Source organism: Aeromicrobium sp. UBA7512, assembly GCF_002476985.1.
Taxonomy (GTDB): domain Bacteria; phylum Actinomycetota; class Actinomycetes; order Propionibacteriales; family Nocardioidaceae; genus Aeromicrobium; species Aeromicrobium phoceense.
Genome location: NZ_DLNK01000007.1, coordinates 476,214 through 492,904 on the forward strand (window position 1 = coordinate 476,214; position 16,691 = coordinate 492,904).

Genomic DNA, 16,691 nt, shown 5'->3' on the forward strand with positions numbered 1-16,691 from the left:
CCGTTACTTCGACAGCGACGCGAACCGGAACTTGAACGACGGGTCCAGCGTGTCGCCCACGCCCTTCACGTCCTTGCCGGCCACCGCGACCTGCGCGCCGGTCAGCAGCGGCAGGATCGGCACCTGGTCGGCCACCATCTCCTGCGCCTCGGCGAGCTTGGCCTCGCGCGAGGCGGCGTCGGCGTCGACCCGCTGCTCGTCGAGCAGCTTCGTCATCGCGTCGTCCTCGTAGTGCGACTGGAGGAAGTTGTTCGGCGCGAAGAACGGCGTGAGGTAGTTGTCCGGGTCCGGGAAGTCCGGGAACCAGCCCAGCTGGAACGCCGGGTAGGCGTCCTTCACGCGCTCCTCGGAGTAGGTGTTCCACTCCGTCGACTGCAGGTTGACGGTGAAGAGTCCGCCTTCCTCGAGCTGGCGCTTGACTGCCTGGTACTCCTGGTCGGAGCTGCCGCCGTAGTGGTCGGGGTTCCACTGCAGGTTCAGCTCGACGGGCGTCGAGACGCCGGCGTCGTCGAGGACCTTCTTCGCGGCGGCCGGGTCGGGCGCGTCGCCGTACTTGTCCTTGAACGCCTCGGTCGCGCCGACCTGGCCCTCAGGGACGGCCGAGTAGGCCGGCGTGTAGGTGCCCTTGTAGACCTCGGAGGAGATCTCGTCGCGGTTCACCAGGTAGGCCGTGGCCTGGCGGACGGCCTGCTTCTGCGCGTCGTCGTCGCCGGGCATCGTCTTGAGGTTGAACACGATGTAGCGCAGCTCGCCGCCGGGTCCGGTGTGGACCGTGACGTCGTCGGACTTCTTCAGGCTGTCGATGTCCGTGGGGGTCAGCGAGCGGTAGGCGACGTCGATGTCGCCCTTCTCCACGTCGAGCTTGAGGTTGTTCGAGTCGGCGTAGTAGCGCATCGTCACGTCCGACTTCGGCTCACCGTAGGTGCCGTCGTAGTCGGGGTTGACCTTGAACTCGGCCAGCTCGTTCTTCTTGTACTCGCCGATCGTGTACGGGCCGGAGAAGGCGTTGGCCTCGACCGCCGCGTCGTCGTCGAGCAGCTTGTCGGCGGGGTAGGTCTCCTCGTCGACGATCGGGCCGGCGGAGGTCACCAGGACCTGCGCGAACGTCTGGTCGTTCGGCGCGGCGAGCGTGAACGCGACCGTCGCGTCGTCGCGGGCCTCGACCTTCTTCATGGCGCCGAGCAGCGAGGCCGGGCCGTTCGGGTCGTTGATGTCGACGATGCGCTGGAACGAGAAGGCCACGTCGGAGGCGGTCAGCTCGTTGCCGTTGCCGAACTTGAGGCCGGACTTCATGGTGCACACGTAGACCGTGGGCTCCTCGAAGTCGCACTTCTCGGCGGCGTCCGGGGTCAGCTCGGTGCTGCCCGCGGGGAAGTTGAGGAGGTACTGGAAGACCTGCGTCTGCACCGCCATCGAGCCGTTGTCGTACGAGCCGGCCGGATCGATCGAGACCACCTTGTCGGTGGTGCCCACGATCAGGCTCGCGTCGCTGTCGTCGTCGTTGTTCTGACCTGCCCCGCACGCTGCCAGGACGGATCCGGCCAGGGCCGCGGTCGCCAGAGTGGTGACGCGTCGCCGCATCGAGTTCATGTGTTCCTCCCCTTCGGTGTCCACCATCCGGACACTCGCTGCGACGCTACTCCCGTCGCGCGGCGGGGGCCATCCGCAACGAGGTTGCGTTTTGGTTACGCCCGGAGGGGGCGCGCGGATCTGGGCGTGCGGAGCGGGCGATATCCTCGGACCATGAGCCACGACCAGCATCTCGCCGATTTCGATCCCGACATCGCCGCGCTCCTCGACGCCGAGCTGGTCCGCCAGCAGACGACGCTCGAGATGATCGCTTCGGAGAACTTCGCTCCCGTCGCCGCCCTCGAGGCGCAGGGCAGCGTGCTCACGAACAAGTACGCCGAGGGCTATCCGGGCAAGCGCTACTACGGCGGCTGCGAGTTCGTCGACCAGGTCGAGCAGCTGGCCATCGACCGGCTCAAGGAGCTCTTCGACGCCGAGTACGCCAACGTGCAGCCCCACTCGGGCGCCTCGGCGAACGCGGCCGCGCTGCACGCGATCGCCACCGCCGGCGACACGATCCTGGGCCTCGACCTGGCCAACGGCGGTCACCTCACGCACGGGATGAAGCTCAACTTCTCGGGCCGTCTGTACAACCCGATCGCCTACCACGTCGTCCCCGAGACCGGCCTGGTCGACATGGACGAGGTGCGCGCCCTCGCGATCGAGCACCGTCCCCGCGTGATCATCGCCGGCTGGTCGGCCTACCCGCGCCAGCTCGACTTCGCCGCGTTCCGCGCGATCGCCGACGAGGTCGACGCGATCCTGTGGGTCGACATGGCCCACTTCGCCGGCCTCGTGGCCGCGGGTCTGCACCCGAGCCCGCTGCCGCACGCGCACATCGTCACCACCACGACGCACAAGACCCTCGGCGGCCCGCGCGGCGGCGCGATCCTCACGAACGACGAGACGATCGCCAAGAAGATGCGCTCCGCCGTGTTCCCGGGCCAGCAGGGTGGACCCCTCGAGCACGTCATCGCTGCGAAGGCCGTGGCCTTCAAGATGGCCCTACAGCCCGAGTTCGCCGAGCGTCAGCAGCGCACGATCGAGGGTGCGCGCATCCTCGCCGACCGCCTGCTCGCCGCCGACGCGGTGGACGCGGGCGTCCAGGTCCTCAGCGGCGGCACCGACGTGCACCTGGTGCTCGTCGACCTGCGCAACTCCGAGCTCGACGGCCAGCAGGCCGAGGACCGGCTCCACGAGGTCGGCATCACGGTGAACCGCAACGCGGTCCCGAACGACCCGCGGCCGCCGATGGTCACCTCCGGTCTGCGCATCGGCACGCCGGCCCTGGCCACGCGTGGCTTCGGCGCCGAGGAGTTCACCGAGGTCGCCGACATCATCGCCGCGGCCCTGCAGCCCGGCGCGGTCGACATCGACGGCCTGCGCAAGCGCACCGCCGTGCTGGCCGAGCGCTTCCCGCTGTACCCCGGCATCAAGCCGTTCACCTCGTGAACGACCGGCCGGGGGTGGGTGCGTGGTTCCGCCCGGCCGTCCTCGGCCTGCACCTGTTCGCGATCGCGGCGATCGGCTTCTGCCTGTTCATGGGCACGTGGCAGCTCGGCGCGTACGACCAGCGGCAGGAGGACGAGCGCGCCGAGCAGGGCAGCACCGGCGCGGTCGCCCTCGAGTCGGTGTGGAGCCCGACCGACATCTTCACCACCGACCAGGACCAGCGCCCGGTCACCGTCACCGGCACCTTCCGTCCCTCGGAGGAGCAGCTGTGGGTCACGGGGCGTGAGCACGACGGTCAGGACGGCGTGTGGCTGCTCGCCCCGGTCACGGTCGACGACGCGCAGCTGATGGTGGTGCGCGGGTGGGCGCCCCGCCCCGCGGCCGCGTTCCCCGAGGTACCGGCCGGCGTGGTCTCCTTCGAGGCCGTGCTGCAGCCGGGCGAGGAGTCCGCCGTCGGCTGGGACGCCACCGCGCGCACGATCGGCTCGGTGCGGATCCCCACGCTGCTGAACGAGCTCGGCTACGCCGACCTGTGGTCGGGCTTCGCGATCTCCACCGATCCGGCGGTGGCAGGCGGGCTCGAGGTCGCCGACGTGCCGGAGTCCGACGTCTCCTGGACCGCGGGTGGTCGCAACCTCGGATACGGCCTGCAATGGTGGGTCTTCGCCGCCTTCGCGCTGTTCATGTGGTGGCGCATGGCCCGCGAGATGGTGCTTGGCCGCGCTCGGTAATCTGGGGCGGTGAACGACCGACTCCTGCGCGCTTACCAGGTCATGGCGACCATCGTGGGCCTCAACCTGCTGATCGTGATGGCCGGCTTCATCGGCAAGTACGCCACCGACGCCGGCTCGTGGTGGAACCGCAACCAGGACGCCTTCCTGGTCATCGACCAGCTGCACGGCTTCCTGTTCATGGTGCTGATCGTGCTCGTCGCCCGTCTCACGCTGCGCGAGAAGTGGTCCTGGGGCTACATGCTCAGCGTCATCGTGCTGGCCTGCATCCCGCTGGTGTCCTTCTGGTCCGAGCGCCGCACCACCCGTCGCGTGCACGCCGGCCGCCAGCCCGCCACCGTCTGAGGCGCTAGCCCTCCTCGGGGTCGGGGACGAACAGGTCCTCGATCCGGCACGCGAACACCGCCGCCAGCCTGAACGCGAGCGGCAGCGACGGGTCGTAGCGCCCCTTCTCGATCGAGATGACCGTCTGGCGCGACACCCCGAGCTCGTCGGCGAGGCGCCGCTGCGACCAGCCGCGCTCCTCCCGCACGCGCACGACGTGGTTCTCCATCAGCCCTCCCGGCGCTTGAGCCACAGCAGCCGCAGCGCCGCGTCGGCCATCGCGAAGGCGAGGACGACGGTGAGCGCGCCGCGCACCGACACGTCGAGGTCGACGAAGACGCCGACGACCAGCGCGATGCCCAGGAGCAGCAGCAGGTCCGTGAACGCCCCACTCTGGGCGCGCCGCATCCACTGGAGCTCGATGGTCTCCTCGGGGCGGTCCACCGCGTCGCGCAAGGACGCCGGATCGACCAGCGCGACCCAGGCGAGCGCGAACACGGACGGCAGCGCCAGGAACGCGAACACCAGCGCCACGTCCCGCCGCGACCCCTCGAGACCGGTCAGGGCCAGGGCGGCCGTCGCGCCCGACACGGCCAGCGCGATCCCTACGCACGACGCGAGGAGCGCGCCCGTCCCCCCGCCCAGCCGCGCCCGTCCCCAGTAGCTGCCCTGCTGTGTGTCCGTCGACATGCCGATCCCCTCGTCCCCGCGCCACGCGACGCTGCGACCACCGTAAGGTCAAGGTCACTTGACAGTCAAGCGACCTTGACTTGATGGAAACTCGACTGTTTCCCCGGTTAAGCGGGGAAACTGTCACTTCACGAGGGTTGCGAACCTCGCGAAGTGACTGGAAACCTCGTTAAGTGGGGACTCCGCTCGATGCAGCGGTGCACGGCTTTCCACAGGCGACGCCGGCCGGGTTGTTCAGTTGGACACGAATCGTCGAGTCTCCTGGGATGGAGAACTTCTTCGAGACTGTCGCCGAGCACCGGGGCGGGTACATTCTGCGTCCCGACCTCTTGGATCTCGGAGTGACGGATCGCCAGATCAAGGACGCGATCCGCGCCAACGTGCTCGTCCGGATTCGACCCGGAACCTACGCACCGCGCGGTCACCTCGATCTCACACGGGAGGAACGACACCGACTCCTGTCCTTCGCTGTCCAAGACAAGCTGCCGTCGGGCGTGGTGCTGAGTCATCACTCAGCTGCGGTCATCCACACGGGCGTATCGCAAGGGCTCGACCTGAGCACCGTGCATGTGACCCGTCTGGGGAGGATGACGGCGCGAGCGGAAGCGAAGGTCGTCCACCACGGCGGGACGCTACCTGAGGAGGACATCACGGAGGTGGATGGACATCTCGTCGTCGTGCCCGGACGTGCGGCCCTCGAAACGGGTGCTGTCGCGGGTACGGAAGCCGGACTGGTCCAAACATCGTTCGTCCTGCGGCACGGCGTGACACCGGAGGAATTGCATGAGCGGCTGGGCCGGATGGCTCGGTGGCCGGGTGTGGCGAAGGTCCGACTGTCGGTCGTCTGGGCGGCGCCGCAGTGCGAGAGCGTCGGTGAGGTCCGGTCCATTTACATGTTCCGGATGGGCGGGCTGCCGATGCCGCGCATGCAGGTGGAGTTCTTCGATGCGACTGGTACGTCTCTCGGGCGAGTGGATTTCGAGTGGGAGGACTTTTTCCACTGCGGCGAATTCGACGGCCTGCAGAAGTACGGACGGCTCAACCCCTACGGCGGAGGGAATCTCGGTCAAGTGATCGTGGACGAGAAGCGCCGAGAGGATCGCATCCGTGATCTGGGCCGAGGGATGAGCCGGTGGGTCTGGTCGGACCTCTACTCACCTTCCGCGACGTGTCAGCGGATCCGAACGTCACTCGAGCAATCGCGTCGCCTTCACGCACGTCCCACGGCAACGATCATCGTCTGACTTCGCGAGGTTCCCCGTCACTTAACGAGGTTCGTAACCCTCGTTCAGTGACAGTTTCCCCGGTTAACCGGGGAAACTGTCAGCGCCCGACGAACGTGGCCTTCCCGGGCCCGTCGGCGAGGAAGGACGCCATGCCGTGCTGGAGGTCCTCGGTGTCGAAGAGCTCGGCGGCGATCTCGGTGGTGCGGGCGACGGAGCCCGGGACGCCACCGGTCTCGAACTCGCGCAGGATCTGCTTGGCGGCGCCGAACGCGCGAGTGGGGCCGGCGGCGAGGTCGGCGACGAAGGCGGCGACGCCGGCGTCGAGGTCTTCAGGGGCGAGGACGCGGTTGACGACGTTCCACCGCTCGAGGGTGGCCGCGTCGTACGGCGTCCCGGTGAAGACGAACTCCTTGGCCCGCGCGACGCCTGCGCGCCCGGCGAGGCGCTGGGTGCCGCCCATCGTGGGCGTCAGGCCGATGACGCGCTCCACGAGCCCGAACTTTGCCCGCTCTGACGCCAGCAGCACGTCGCACGCCAGCGCCACCTCGAACGCCCACGTGAGGGTCAGCCCGTGGGCCACGAAGACCGTCGGGAAGTCCAGGGCCGCGAAGCGCTCGGGCAGCTCGAGCATCCGGTCGTAGAGCTCGCGGGTCTCGACCTTGGACTTCCTTGCGTGGAACTGCGACACGTCGACGCCACCGGAGACGATCTTCCCTTCGGCGCGCACCACCAGCACGCGCGGCGGGTCGGCCTCGATGCGGTCGAGCGCCGCGTCGAACTCGTCGTGCAGCTCGAGCGAGTACAGGTTGACCGGGACGGCGGAGAACGTGAGCGTCGTCACGCCGCCCTCGGTGCGGAGGTCGACGGTCACCGATCGTCCCTCGGATCGTAGGAGCCACCGCGGTCCGCGGTGGCCTTGCGGAGGACCGCGACGACGGCCGCGGCAGCAATCAGGAGCAACACCAGTCTCGACATGCCCCCACGCTAGCGGCCGGCGCTCGACCGCTCGTGCAAGGATGGAAGCAACCCCTGAAAGGACGTGAAGTGCCCACCATCGCAACGCTCCACACGAATCGTGGAGACATCAAGATCGAGCTGTTCGACCACCAGGCCCCCAAGACCGTGGCGAACTTCGTCGGCTTGGCCGAGGGCACGAAGGAATGGGTCGACCCCGCCACCGGTTCGGTGTCGACGAAGCCCTTCTACGACGGCCTCACGTTCCACCGGATCATCCCCAACTTCATGCTCCAGGGCGGCGACCCGCTCGGTGACGGACGCGGCGGCCCCGGCTACGAGTTCGACGACGAGTTCCATCCCGAGCTCCAGTTCGACCGCCCCTACCTGCTGGCCATGGCCAACGCGGGCACCAAGGCCAACGGCGCCGGCACGAACGGCTCCCAGTTCTTCATCACCGTCGCCAAGACCGAGTGGCTGAACCGCAAGCACTCGATCTTCGGTGAGGTCAAGGACGCCGACAGCCGCGCCGTCATCGACGCGATCGCCGCCGTCGAGACCGATCGGTTCGACCGTCCGGCCGAGCCCGTCGTGATCGAATCCGTGACCATCGAGAAGTGACCGACCAGGGCGCCGGCCAGACCTGCTACCGCCACCCGGGTCGGCCTGCGTTCATCCAGTGCCAGCGCTGCTCGCGCTACATCTGTCCTGAGGACATGCGCGAGGCCAGCGTCGGCTTCCAGTGCCCCGAGTGCGTGAAGAGCGGCCAGGCGGCCGTCCGCCAGCCGCGCACCCTCGCCGGTGGCGCGATCTCCACCAACGCGGCCGCGATCACGATGGCCATCATCGCGATCAATGTCGCGGCACAGGTGGCGGTCGTGGCCACGGGCGGCGTCCGCAACCCGAGCAACAGCGAGTTCTTCCGGTGGGGCTGGCTCAGCGGCATCGAGGTGGCCGACGGCCAGTACTGGCGGCTGCTCACGGCGGCGTTCCTGCACGGCGGCTGGCTGCACCTGGCGTTCAACATGTACGCGCTGTACCTGTTCGGACCCTTCGTCGAGCAGACGCTCGGGCGCGTGCGCTTCGTCATCACCTACCTGACCCTCGCGATCGGGTCGTCGGTGCTGGTCTACCTGCTGGAGGACCCGCTCACCCCGACGATCGGCGCGTCAGGCGCCGTCTTCGGCCTGTTCGGGCTCGCGCTGGTGTTCCTCATCCGCACCCGGCAGAACATCACCGGCATGCTCATCCTGCTGGCCATCAACGGCTTCATCAGCCTGCAGGAGGGCATCAGCTGGCAGGGTCACCTCGGTGGGTTCATCACCGGCGTGCTGCTCGGGCTGATGTTCGCCTACGCGCCCCGCGAGCGCAGGACGCTGATCCAGGTCGTCACGTTCGTGGCGCTGTGGGCGGTGTTCGTGGCGGCGATCGCGTGGCGAACGGACGAGATCATGGGCGCGATCGCGCCGTGGCTCGGCTGACCGAGAATTAGTTTGTCCACAGGGGTGTGCACAACCTGTGGGGCATGACAGGGGTGTGATTCACTCCCACTTCATGGCGAAGCCGAAGGCCGCCAGGATGAAGCCCATGCCGATGGCGAGGTTCCACCCGCCGAGGTCGCTGTAGACCGGGATCGTCACGTCGGTGTTGCTGATCGTGTAGAAGACCACGATCCACGCCAGGCCGATGACCGCGCACGCGACCATCAACGGAGCCGCCCACCGGTTGCCGATGCGCACGGGCTTGGGGCCGTTGTCGTTCACGGACTTGCGCTTGAACCTGTTGAACACGAGCATCTCCCGGTCTGGCGGCTTGGCACGGCCGCGGTGTGTCGTACTCCGCTAGCGTAGTCGTCGTGCCGGGAACCCCACGCGACCAGGGGAAGATCAGGGCCGTCAGCAGGTGGAGCCTGCTCGCCCTGACGGTCGCGTGCGCCTGCGGTGTGGTCGTCGTCGCGGCCGCGGTCACCTCCAACGGGTCCGACCTGCGCCCCGCCGGAGGCGATCTCAGCTCCGTGCTGCGCGACCGGGCGCAGGAGGTCGAGAATCGCCGGCGGGAAGCGGTCGAGCTCCAGCGCGAGGTCGATGCCCTCACGCGGGGGGTCGACGACGCCGACCTGCGCCGCGAGGCGAGCCGGGTCTCCCGCCTCTCCGATCCCGCGGGGCTCACCCCGGTCGAGGGGCCGGGTGTGCGGATCGCCCTCGAGGACGCTCCCCGCTCGGTGGACATCCCCGGCCTCGACCCGAACCTCCTGGTGGTCCACCAGCAGGACATCCAGGCGTTCGTGAACGCCCTGTGGGCCGGGGGCGCCGAGGCCATCACGCTGCAGGGTCAGCGCCTGATCACCACGACGGGGATCAAGTGCGTCGGCAACACGGTCGTGCTCGACGGCGTGCCCTACTCGCCGCCCTACGTGATCGAGGCGATCGGCGACCGCAGCCGGTTGCGCGGGGCGATGACCTCCTCGCCCGAGGTCACCACGTACACGCAGTACGCGAACCGGTACGGGCTCGGGCTGGAGCAGCGCGACGTCGACGTGGTGAAGGCTCCCGCTCACGGCGGCAGCGTGGCGATGCGCCACGCCACCGTCGTGGAGTGAGCTAGGGCGTCGGCACGACCGTCGGCGGCGCGTTCGGGTCCGGCGTGGGCTCCGTGGTGGGAGCCGGCGGCCGCGACACGGTGAGAGTGATCGTGGTGCCCGGAGCCACCATCGAGCCGGGCTCGCGGCTCTGCTCGGTGACGGTGCCGTCGGGCGCGGTGCCGGCGGGATCGTTCTGGGCCGAGACCTTCAGGCCGGCGTCCTCGAGCGTCTTCGTGGCGTCCTCGACCGACTGGCCCACGACGTTCGGGACGTCGACCTCGCCGCGCGACACGATGAGGGTGACGGTGCTGCCGCGCTCCACCTCGGTGCCCGGAGGCGGGTTGCTGTTGAGCACGCGACCCTTCGGCTCGCTGCTGTCGGTGTTCTGGCGCTTGACCTTCAGCCCGTAGCGGTCGCCCTCGAGCAGGTCCTTGGCCTCGTCGTACGAGTAGCTGGTGAGGTTCGGGATGTCGACCAGCTCGGGACCCGAGCTGACGATGAGATCGATCGCGGTGCCCTCGTCGACCGTGGTCCCGGCCTCGGGATTGGTGGCGATGACCTGGTCCTCGGGGATGTCGGCGCTGGTCTGCTCGGTGACCTCGCCGACGACGAGATTCTGCGACTCCAGCCGGTTCGTTGCGGTGGGGACGTCGAGTCCCTCGACCCGCGGCACGTCGGTGGTCGGCGTGTTCACCTCGGGATCTCGGTCGTTGAGCATGAGGGCCAGGCCGACTGCGGCAGCGATGGCCAGCAGCACCAGCGCGAGGGCCCACCACTTCCCGGACCCCTTCTTCTCCTCCTCGTCCGGCGGCGGCAGGAGGGGCGCGGCGACCGCGGGGCTGACCTGCGTGGCCGCACCGACGGCGGTGACGGCCTGCGTCGGCGCGTCGACGGTGCCACCGGCGAGCACCCGCTCGATGTCCTTGCGCATGTCGCCCGCGCTGGAGTACCGGTCGTCGACGCGCTTGGCCAGGGCCTTGGCGACGACGTTGTCGACCTCGACCGAGACGTCGGGGTTCAGCTGGGACGGGGGCCGGGCCTCCTCGCGCACGTGCTGGTAGGCCACCGAGACGGGGCTGTCGCCGACGAACGGCGGGCGCCCCGTGAGCAGCTCGTAGAGCACGCAGCCGGTGGAGTAGATGTCGCTGCGGGCGTCGACCGTCTCGCCGCGCGCCTGCTCGGGCGACAGGTACTGCGCCGTGCCGATGACGGCTGCGGTCTGGGTCATGGCGCTGGAGGTGTCGGCGATGGCCCGGGCGATGCCGAAGTCCATCACCTTGACCTTGCCCTCGGGCGTGAGCATGACGTTGGCCGGCTTGATGTCGCGGTGGATGATGCCGGCGCGGTGGCTGTAGTCCAGCGCGGCGAGGATGTCGGCGGTGATCGAGAGGGCACGCTCGGGCAGGATCTTGCGACCGTCGCGCAGGACGTCGCGCAGCGTGCGTCCCTCGACGAGCTCCATGACGATGTACGGCACGGTGGCGCCGGTGGGATCGGTGGCCTCGCCGGTGTCGTAGACGGCGACGATCGACGGGTGGTTCAGCGAGGCCGCCGACTGCGCCTCGCGCCGGAAGCGCTCCTGGAACGTCTCGTCGGCTGCGAGGTCGGCGCGGAGCAGCTTGATGGCGACGGGGCGACCGAGCCGCATGTCGTGGCCGGCCCGGACGTCGGCCATGCCTCCGCGCCCGACCAGCTCGCCGACCTGGTAGCGGTCGCCGAGGGGGCTCATGTTCGCGTCACTCTCGGTCATGGTGTCCAGTCTCCCAAAGGGTGGATGAGGTTCATCGGAGCACCGCTTCCATCACGGAGCGGGCGATGGGGCCGCCGAGGCGGCCACCGCCGATGTCGTTGGTGTTCTGTGCGGACTCGACCAGCACGGCGACCGCGACCTGGGGGTCCGTGGCGGGTGCGTAGCTGATGAACCAGGCGTAGGGCGGTCGGTCGGGCGCCGACTCGGCCGTGCCGGTCTTGCCACCGACGTCCACGCCGGGGATCTTGGCCGGGGTTCCGGTGCCCTCGTCGACGACGGCCACCATCATGTCGTTGAGCTCGCGGGCGTCGCCGGCCGACATGGCGCGTCCCAGCTCCTGGGGCTCGGGCTGCTCGAGGATCGAGAGGTTGGGCGCACGGACGGTGCGCACGACCCGCGGCTTCATCAGCACGCCGTCGTTCGCGATCGTGCCCGCGACCATCGCCATCTGCAGCGGGGTGGCGGCGACCTCGTACTGGCCGATGCCCGACTGCGCGAGCTGCGGCGGCTCGAGCTCGGTGTCGGGGTCGGCCGTGAAGCGGCTGGCCGCGGACGCGAGGTCGTCGAGGGGGCGCTCTCCGAAGCCGAACTTCGTGGCCTGCTCGGACAGGACGTCCTGCCCGACCTTGCCGGCCATCCAGCCGAACGAGACGTTGCAGGAGACCTCGAGGGCCCGCTCGAAGCTGATGGGGTTTCCTCCGCAGTTGCTGCCGCCCTGGTTGGTCAGCTGGTAGTCGATGCCGGGGAAGCTCAGCGTGGCGCCGCCGCGGACGTCGTCATCGGCCTTGAGCCCGAGGTCCTCGATGCCGGCGGCGGCGGTGACGGCCTTGAACGTCGATCCCGGGGGGAGCGTGGTCTGGGCGCCACGGTTGATGAGCGGGTCGTTCTCGTCGGACTCGAGCTTGCGCATGGCCGACGTGACGGCGTCGAGGTCGTGGCTCGCGAGCTGGTTCGGGTTGTAGGTCGGCTGGCTGACCATGGCCAGGATGTCGCCCGACTGCGGGTCCAGCGCCACCACGGCGCCGCGGGTCTTCTCGCCGAGGTCGGCCAGGCCCTCGAACGCGGCCTTCTGCGCGGCGGGGTCGAGCGTGAGCTCCACGCTGCCGCCCTGGGGCTGGTCGTTGGAGATCACGTCGATGACCCGGTTCACGAAGAGCCGGTCGTCGCTGCCGGAGAGGATGTCGTTGTACGACTGCTCGATGCCGTCGCGGCCGTAGATGTAGGAGAAGTAGCCGGTCACCGGGGCGTAGAGCTCGGGCTCGGTGTACTTGCGCTGGAACTGCCACTTGTCCTTGACGGGCACGGACTGGGCGATCGGCTCGCCGTCGACGATGATCGCGCCGCGCTCGCGGCTGAACTGCTCGTCGATGACGCGGCGGTTGCCCTCCTTCGCGTTCAGGTCGTCGGCCTGGACGAACTGCACGTAGTTGGCGTTCAGCAGCAGGGCGAGGAACATCAGCAGGCACGCGACGGCCATGGCACGGACGGGCTTGTTCATGACAGCTTCACCACCTGTGTCTCGTCGTCGCCGCTGATCGTGGCGACCTCCGGCGCGGGGCGCCGGGTCTGGTCGCTGATGCGCAGCAGCAGCGCGACGATGATCCAGTTCATGATGATCGAGGAGCCGCCCGCGGCCAGGAACGGCGCGGTCAGGCCGGTCAGCGGGATGAGCCGCATGACGCCGCCGGCGACGACGAAGACCTGCAGGGCGAAGGACACCGAGAGGCCCACGGCGAGCAGCTTGCCGAAGGCGTCGCGGCACGTCAGCGCGATCCGCAGGCCGCGCTCGACGACGAGGGCGTAGACCATGATCACGGCCATCAGCCCGGCCAGGCCGAGCTCCTCGCCGATGGACGACAGGATGAAGTCGGAGAAGCCGAACGGGGTCAGCTCGGGGCTGCCCTGCCCCCAGCCGCGACCGAGCAGACCGCCGTGCGCGAGACCGTAGAGCGCCGTGATGATCTGGTAGTTCTTGTCCGGATCGGCCCACGGGTCGAGCCACGCGTCGAAGCGGTCGCGCACGTGGCCGAAGGCGGCGTAGCCGAACCACGCGCCCACCGCGAACAGCGCACCGCCGACGACGAGCCAGCCCGGGCGCTCGGTGGCCACGTAGAGCATGACGACGAAGAGGCCGAAGAACAGCAGCGAGGAGCCGAGGTCGCGCTGGAAGACCAGGATTCCGACGCTGACGAGCCAGCCCAGCAGGATGGGGCCGAGGTCGCGGCCCCGGGGCAGGTCGATGCCGAGGACCCGCCGGCCGGCCAGGGCCAGGGCGTCGCGCTTGGCGACGAGGTAGCCGGCGAAGAAGATCGCCAGCGCGATCTTGGCGGCCTCCGCGGGCTGGAAGCTGAAGGGGCCGAGCTGGATCCAGATCTGTGCGCCGCGCTTGGCGTTGCCGATGATCGGCAGGATCGGGAGCACGAGCAGCGCGATCGCCGCGAGGCCGAACGTGTAGGTGTACTGCTGCAGGCGGCGGTGGTCGCGGATCAGCACCAGCACGGCGACGAACATCAGGATGCCCAGGATCGTCCAGCGCAGCTGACCCTGCGCGAACGGGCCGAACCCGGAGCCGTTGGCCTCCAGGCCGAGGTCGATCCGGTAGATCATCACCAGGCCGATGCCGTTGAGGGCCACGACGAGCGGCAGCAGCACGGGGTCGGCGTACCCGGCGAACCTCCGGACGGCCAGGTGCGCGCCCAGCGCCACGACGGCGTAGACGGCTCCGACCGTGTAGATGCCCGCGGGAACCGTGCCGTCGAAGCCGAGCCCGACGGCGGCGTACGACCCGATGCCGATTGCGATCGCCAGCAGCAGCAGTCCCAGCTCGGCGGTGCGGCGCTTGCGCGGGATCCAGGCGGGAGTGACGCCGCCGGCACTCATGGTGCCTCCGTCGGAGCGGACGTGGCGGGGGTGCGGCGCGGCGTGGGAGTCGGCGTCGGTGTCGGCGTGGGCGTCGGCTCGGTCACCTGGATGCTGAGGTTGGTGACGATGCGCTTGGCCTCGTCGTGGTCGGCGGCCGCGATGCCGGCGGCGACGCGGTCGCGCTGGTACGGCGGCAGCGTGTCGATCTCGATCCGCGTGACCTCGTCGACCGTCTTGAGGGTCACGCCGGGCACGTCGACGTCGACGCCGCGGTAGATCGCGACCATGCCGTTCGAGGGCGCCACGAAGTACTGCCGCTGCGACCAGTCGTAGGCGTAGGCCGCCGCGCCGCCGAGCAGCCCGAGGATCACGAGGCTCCCCAGCAGCCACCGCACCCAGCGACGCCTCGGGATCGGAAGGGGGGCGTAGCGCAGCTCCTCGGGGTCGGGCTCGACCGCGCCGGGTGCACCCGCGACGTGCACGGCCGGGGCCGAGGACGCCGAGACCGAGCCGGTGCGACGGCGCGGCTGGCTGGTGGCGGCGCCCACGAGCTGGGGCTTGCCGTCGGCGCAGACCAGGTCCTCGTCGACCGGCTCGTCGCCGGGCACGAACTCCGCCAGCACGACGGTGACGTTGTCGTAGCCGCCGGCCTCGAGGGCGAGCCGGACCAGCTCGGTCGCGGCCGCGTCGATCGTCTCGAGCTTCATCGTCCGCTCGATCGTCTCGTCGTCGACCATGTCCGTGAGGCCGTCGCTGCACAGCAGGTAGCGGTCGCCCACCGCCGGCTGCAGCCACGTGAAGTCGGGCTCGAAGTCGTCGCGACCCAGGATCGCCTTCAGCAGCAGCGACCGGTGGGGGTGGACGCGCGCCTCCTCGGGCGTGATCCGGCCTTCCTCGACGAGGCTCTGCACGAACGTGTGGTCGATGCTGAGCTGGCTCAGGCGGCCGTGCCGCAGCCGGTAGGCCCGCGAGTCGCCGATATGGGCCACGGCCAGCTTCTCGCCGTCCCACAGCATCGCCTCGAGGGTGGTGCCCATGCCCTCGACGGCCGGGTCGTCGGCGATCAGCTGGGCGAGGCGGTGGTTCGCGTTGGCGACGGCGGTGCGCATCGCGTCCAGGGCGTCGCCGTCGGTGTCGTCGTCCAGCTCACGGTCGAGGTCGCGGATCTCCGCGAGGGCGGCCGAGGAGGCCAGGTCGCCGGCCGCGGCGCCGCCCATGCCGTCGGCGATGACCAGCAGGCGGGGGCTGGCGTAACCGGAGTCCTGGTTGTTCGAACGGCGCAGACCGACGTCGGTCAGCGCTACGTAGCGGTAGGTCAGCGGCGCCATCTACTTGCGCAACTCCACGATCGTCTTGCCCAGCCGCACCGACGTGCCGATCGCGACGGGCACCGGCGAGGTGACGCGCTGACTGCCGATGTAGGTGCCGTTCGTGGAGCCGAGGTCCTCGACGAACCACTGCTCGCCGTTGGTGGCGAAGCGGGCGTGACGGGTGGAGACGTAGTCGTCGTCGAGGCGGATGGCGGCGTCGGTGCCGCGGCCGAGCAGGATCGGCTCGGTGCCCAGCGGGACGCTCTGGCCGGCGTTGGGGCCGTCGACGATCTGGAGCTTGTTGGGGGCGCCACGCATCTTGCGGCTGTTGCGCGGGACCTTCTTCTGGGGCTTGGGCTGCTTCTGGCCCTTGGCGGGCTTCGGGGTCTGGACCTTCGTGCCGAAGATGTCGGTGCGGATCACCGAGACCGCGGACAGCACGAACAGCCACAGCACGGCCAGGAAGCCGAGCTTGATCAGCGTGAGGGTCAGTTCGCTCACGCGATCTCCTCGCTGATCTGGACCGAGATGGTCGTGTTGCCGAGGCGGATCGTAGAGCCGTTGCGCAGGAAGGCGGCGTCCACACGGCGGCCGTCGACGATCACGCCGTTGGTGGAGCCCAGGTCGCGCACCTCGACGCCGTTGCCGAGGAACGAGATCTCGGCGTGGTTGCGGCTGATGCCCGGGTCGTCGATCTTCAGGTCCACCGAGGAGCCGCGGCCGATCGTGATGCCGGGCGGGTTCACGGGGTGACGCAGGCCGCCGATGTCGAGGACGACGCGGGCGCGGCGCACCGCGGTGTCGGTGATCGGCTCGCCGCGCACGGGGGTGACCGACGCGTTCGAGGCGCTGACGATCGTGAAGCGACCCGTGTGCAGGTTCTCGTCGAGCGCGAACTCGATGTGCAGCGGGCCGGCGGCCGTGTAGTGCTGCTCGGCCAGGTGCTCCTTGAGCAGGGTGGCCAGCTCGGTGGCCAGCGTCGCCCCGTAGGGCGAGAGGCGCTCGTGGTCGGCGGGCGAGAGCTCCACCGTGAAGTCGTTCGGCACGAGCGTGCGCTCGCGGCTGAGGATCGTGGCGCTCTGGTCGACCTCGCGCTGCAGGGCGGCGGCGATCTCGACCGGCTGGACCGCGCTGCGGAAGGCGCGCGCGAAGGCCCCGGTGACGGCACCCTCGAGACGCTTCTCGAAGCGCTGCAGGACTCCAGCCACGGGTGCTCACCTCCTCGGGCATGCGACGTCGACG

General features: G+C 69.6%; 18 protein-coding genes. 7 read left to right on the forward strand and 11 right to left on the reverse strand.

Going from position 1 to position 16,691, the window contains the following annotated elements; genetic code table 11:
* Positions 1 to 3: 3 nt before the first annotated feature.
* Positions 4 to 1,590: an ABC transporter substrate-binding protein gene (locus B2363_RS13170; RefSeq protein ID WP_241732810.1), complete on the reverse strand. Its 1,587-nt coding sequence runs from the start codon at positions 1,588 to 1,590 to the stop codon at positions 4 to 6.
* A gap of 153 nt (positions 1,591 to 1,743) precedes the next feature.
* Between B2363_RS13170 and glyA the strand changes: the two genes are divergently transcribed.
* The 3 genes from glyA to B2363_RS13185 are packed head-to-tail and all read left to right on the forward strand — an operon-like array spanning position 1,744 to position 4,097.
* Positions 1,744 to 3,021 (forward strand): serine hydroxymethyltransferase, encoded by a 1,278-nt coding sequence (gene glyA / locus B2363_RS13175; RefSeq protein ID WP_286930744.1) that lies wholly within the window; start codon positions 1,744 to 1,746, stop codon positions 3,019 to 3,021.
* A complete protein-coding gene (locus B2363_RS13180; protein WP_286930745.1) occupies positions 3,018 to 3,752 on the forward strand; it encodes an SURF1 family protein in 735 nt (244 codons plus the stop codon). The genes glyA and B2363_RS13180 overlap by 4 nt, the downstream gene beginning before the upstream one ends.
* 9 nt (positions 3,753 to 3,761) lie before the next feature.
* Positions 3,762 to 4,097, forward strand: coding sequence for a DUF3817 domain-containing protein (locus B2363_RS13185; RefSeq protein ID WP_181753510.1), 336 nt, complete (start codon positions 3,762 to 3,764; stop codon positions 4,095 to 4,097).
* Positions 4,098 to 4,101: 4 nt separating this feature from the next.
* Here the strand turns inward: B2363_RS13185 and B2363_RS13190 are convergent, their stop codons facing one another.
* On the reverse strand, positions 4,102 to 4,305 hold the full coding sequence (locus B2363_RS13190) for a helix-turn-helix transcriptional regulator (protein ID WP_286930746.1): 204 nt from the start codon (positions 4,303 to 4,305) through the stop codon (positions 4,102 to 4,104).
* On the reverse strand, positions 4,305 to 4,766 hold the full coding sequence (locus B2363_RS13195; RefSeq protein ID WP_286930747.1) for a hypothetical protein: 462 nt from the start codon (positions 4,764 to 4,766) through the stop codon (positions 4,305 to 4,307). Before B2363_RS13195 ends, B2363_RS13190 begins: the two co-directional genes overlap by 1 nt.
* Positions 4,767 to 5,032: 266 nt before the next feature.
* Here B2363_RS13195 and B2363_RS13200 point away from each other — a divergent pair, with 266 nt between their 5' ends.
* Positions 5,033 to 6,010 (forward strand): type IV toxin-antitoxin system AbiEi family antitoxin domain-containing protein, encoded by a 978-nt coding sequence (locus tag B2363_RS13200; protein ID WP_286930748.1) that lies wholly within the window; start codon positions 5,033 to 5,035, stop codon positions 6,008 to 6,010.
* 79 nt (positions 6,011 to 6,089) lie between these two features.
* Here the strand turns inward: B2363_RS13200 and B2363_RS13205 are convergent, their stop codons facing one another.
* The gene (locus B2363_RS13205; protein ID WP_286930750.1) at positions 6,090 to 6,863 is read right to left on the reverse strand and encodes an enoyl-CoA hydratase/isomerase family protein; all 774 of its coding nucleotides are present in this window, start codon (positions 6,861 to 6,863) and stop codon (positions 6,090 to 6,092) included.
* A gap of 173 nt (positions 6,864 to 7,036) precedes the next feature.
* On the opposite strand from B2363_RS13205, the gene B2363_RS13210 reads away from it, so the two are divergent.
* Positions 7,037 to 7,567: a peptidylprolyl isomerase gene (locus B2363_RS13210; protein WP_286930752.1), complete on the forward strand. Its 531-nt coding sequence runs from the start codon at positions 7,037 to 7,039 to the stop codon at positions 7,565 to 7,567.
* A complete protein-coding gene (locus B2363_RS13215) occupies positions 7,564 to 8,427 on the forward strand; it encodes a rhomboid family intramembrane serine protease (protein WP_286930753.1) in 864 nt (287 codons plus the stop codon). The genes B2363_RS13210 and B2363_RS13215 overlap by 4 nt, the downstream gene beginning before the upstream one ends.
* Positions 8,428 to 8,487: 60 nt before the next feature.
* On the opposite strand, the gene B2363_RS13220 is transcribed toward B2363_RS13215, so the two are convergent.
* Positions 8,488 to 8,736, reverse strand: a complete 249-nt coding sequence (locus tag B2363_RS13220; RefSeq protein WP_206679956.1) for a cell division protein CrgA — start codon at positions 8,734 to 8,736, stop codon at positions 8,488 to 8,490.
* A gap of 65 nt (positions 8,737 to 8,801) precedes the next feature.
* Here B2363_RS13220 and B2363_RS13225 point away from each other — a divergent pair, with 65 nt between their 5' ends.
* Positions 8,802 to 9,545, forward strand: a complete 744-nt coding sequence (locus tag B2363_RS13225; RefSeq protein WP_286930754.1) for a DUF881 domain-containing protein — start codon at positions 8,802 to 8,804, stop codon at positions 9,543 to 9,545.
* Between the two features lies 1 nt (position 9,546).
* Here the strand turns inward: B2363_RS13225 and pknB are convergent, their stop codons facing one another.
* The 6 genes from pknB to B2363_RS13255 are packed head-to-tail and all read right to left on the reverse strand — an operon-like array spanning position 9,547 to position 16,657.
* Positions 9,547 to 11,277, reverse strand: a complete 1,731-nt coding sequence (gene pknB, locus B2363_RS13230; RefSeq protein ID WP_286930755.1) for a Stk1 family PASTA domain-containing Ser/Thr kinase — start codon at positions 11,275 to 11,277, stop codon at positions 9,547 to 9,549.
* 31 nt (positions 11,278 to 11,308) lie between these two features.
* A complete protein-coding gene (locus B2363_RS13235; RefSeq protein ID WP_286930756.1) occupies positions 11,309 to 12,775 on the reverse strand; it encodes a peptidoglycan D,D-transpeptidase FtsI family protein in 1,467 nt (488 codons plus the stop codon).
* Complete coding sequence (locus B2363_RS13240; RefSeq protein ID WP_181753493.1) at positions 12,772 to 14,157, reverse strand: FtsW/RodA/SpoVE family cell cycle protein; 1,386 nt, start codon at positions 14,155 to 14,157, stop codon at positions 12,772 to 12,774. Before B2363_RS13240 ends, B2363_RS13235 begins: the two co-directional genes overlap by 4 nt.
* Positions 14,154 to 15,467, reverse strand: a complete 1,314-nt coding sequence (locus B2363_RS13245; protein WP_286930757.1) for a PP2C family protein-serine/threonine phosphatase — start codon at positions 15,465 to 15,467, stop codon at positions 14,154 to 14,156. Before B2363_RS13245 ends, B2363_RS13240 begins: the two co-directional genes overlap by 4 nt.
* Positions 15,468 to 15,950, reverse strand: a complete 483-nt coding sequence (locus B2363_RS13250) for an FHA domain-containing protein FhaB/FipA (RefSeq protein WP_181753489.1) — start codon at positions 15,948 to 15,950, stop codon at positions 15,468 to 15,470.
* On the reverse strand, positions 15,947 to 16,657 hold the full coding sequence (locus B2363_RS13255; RefSeq protein WP_286930759.1) for an FhaA domain-containing protein: 711 nt from the start codon (positions 16,655 to 16,657) through the stop codon (positions 15,947 to 15,949). The genes B2363_RS13250 and B2363_RS13255 overlap by 4 nt, the downstream gene beginning before the upstream one ends.
* Positions 16,658 to 16,691: the final 34 nt, after the last annotated feature.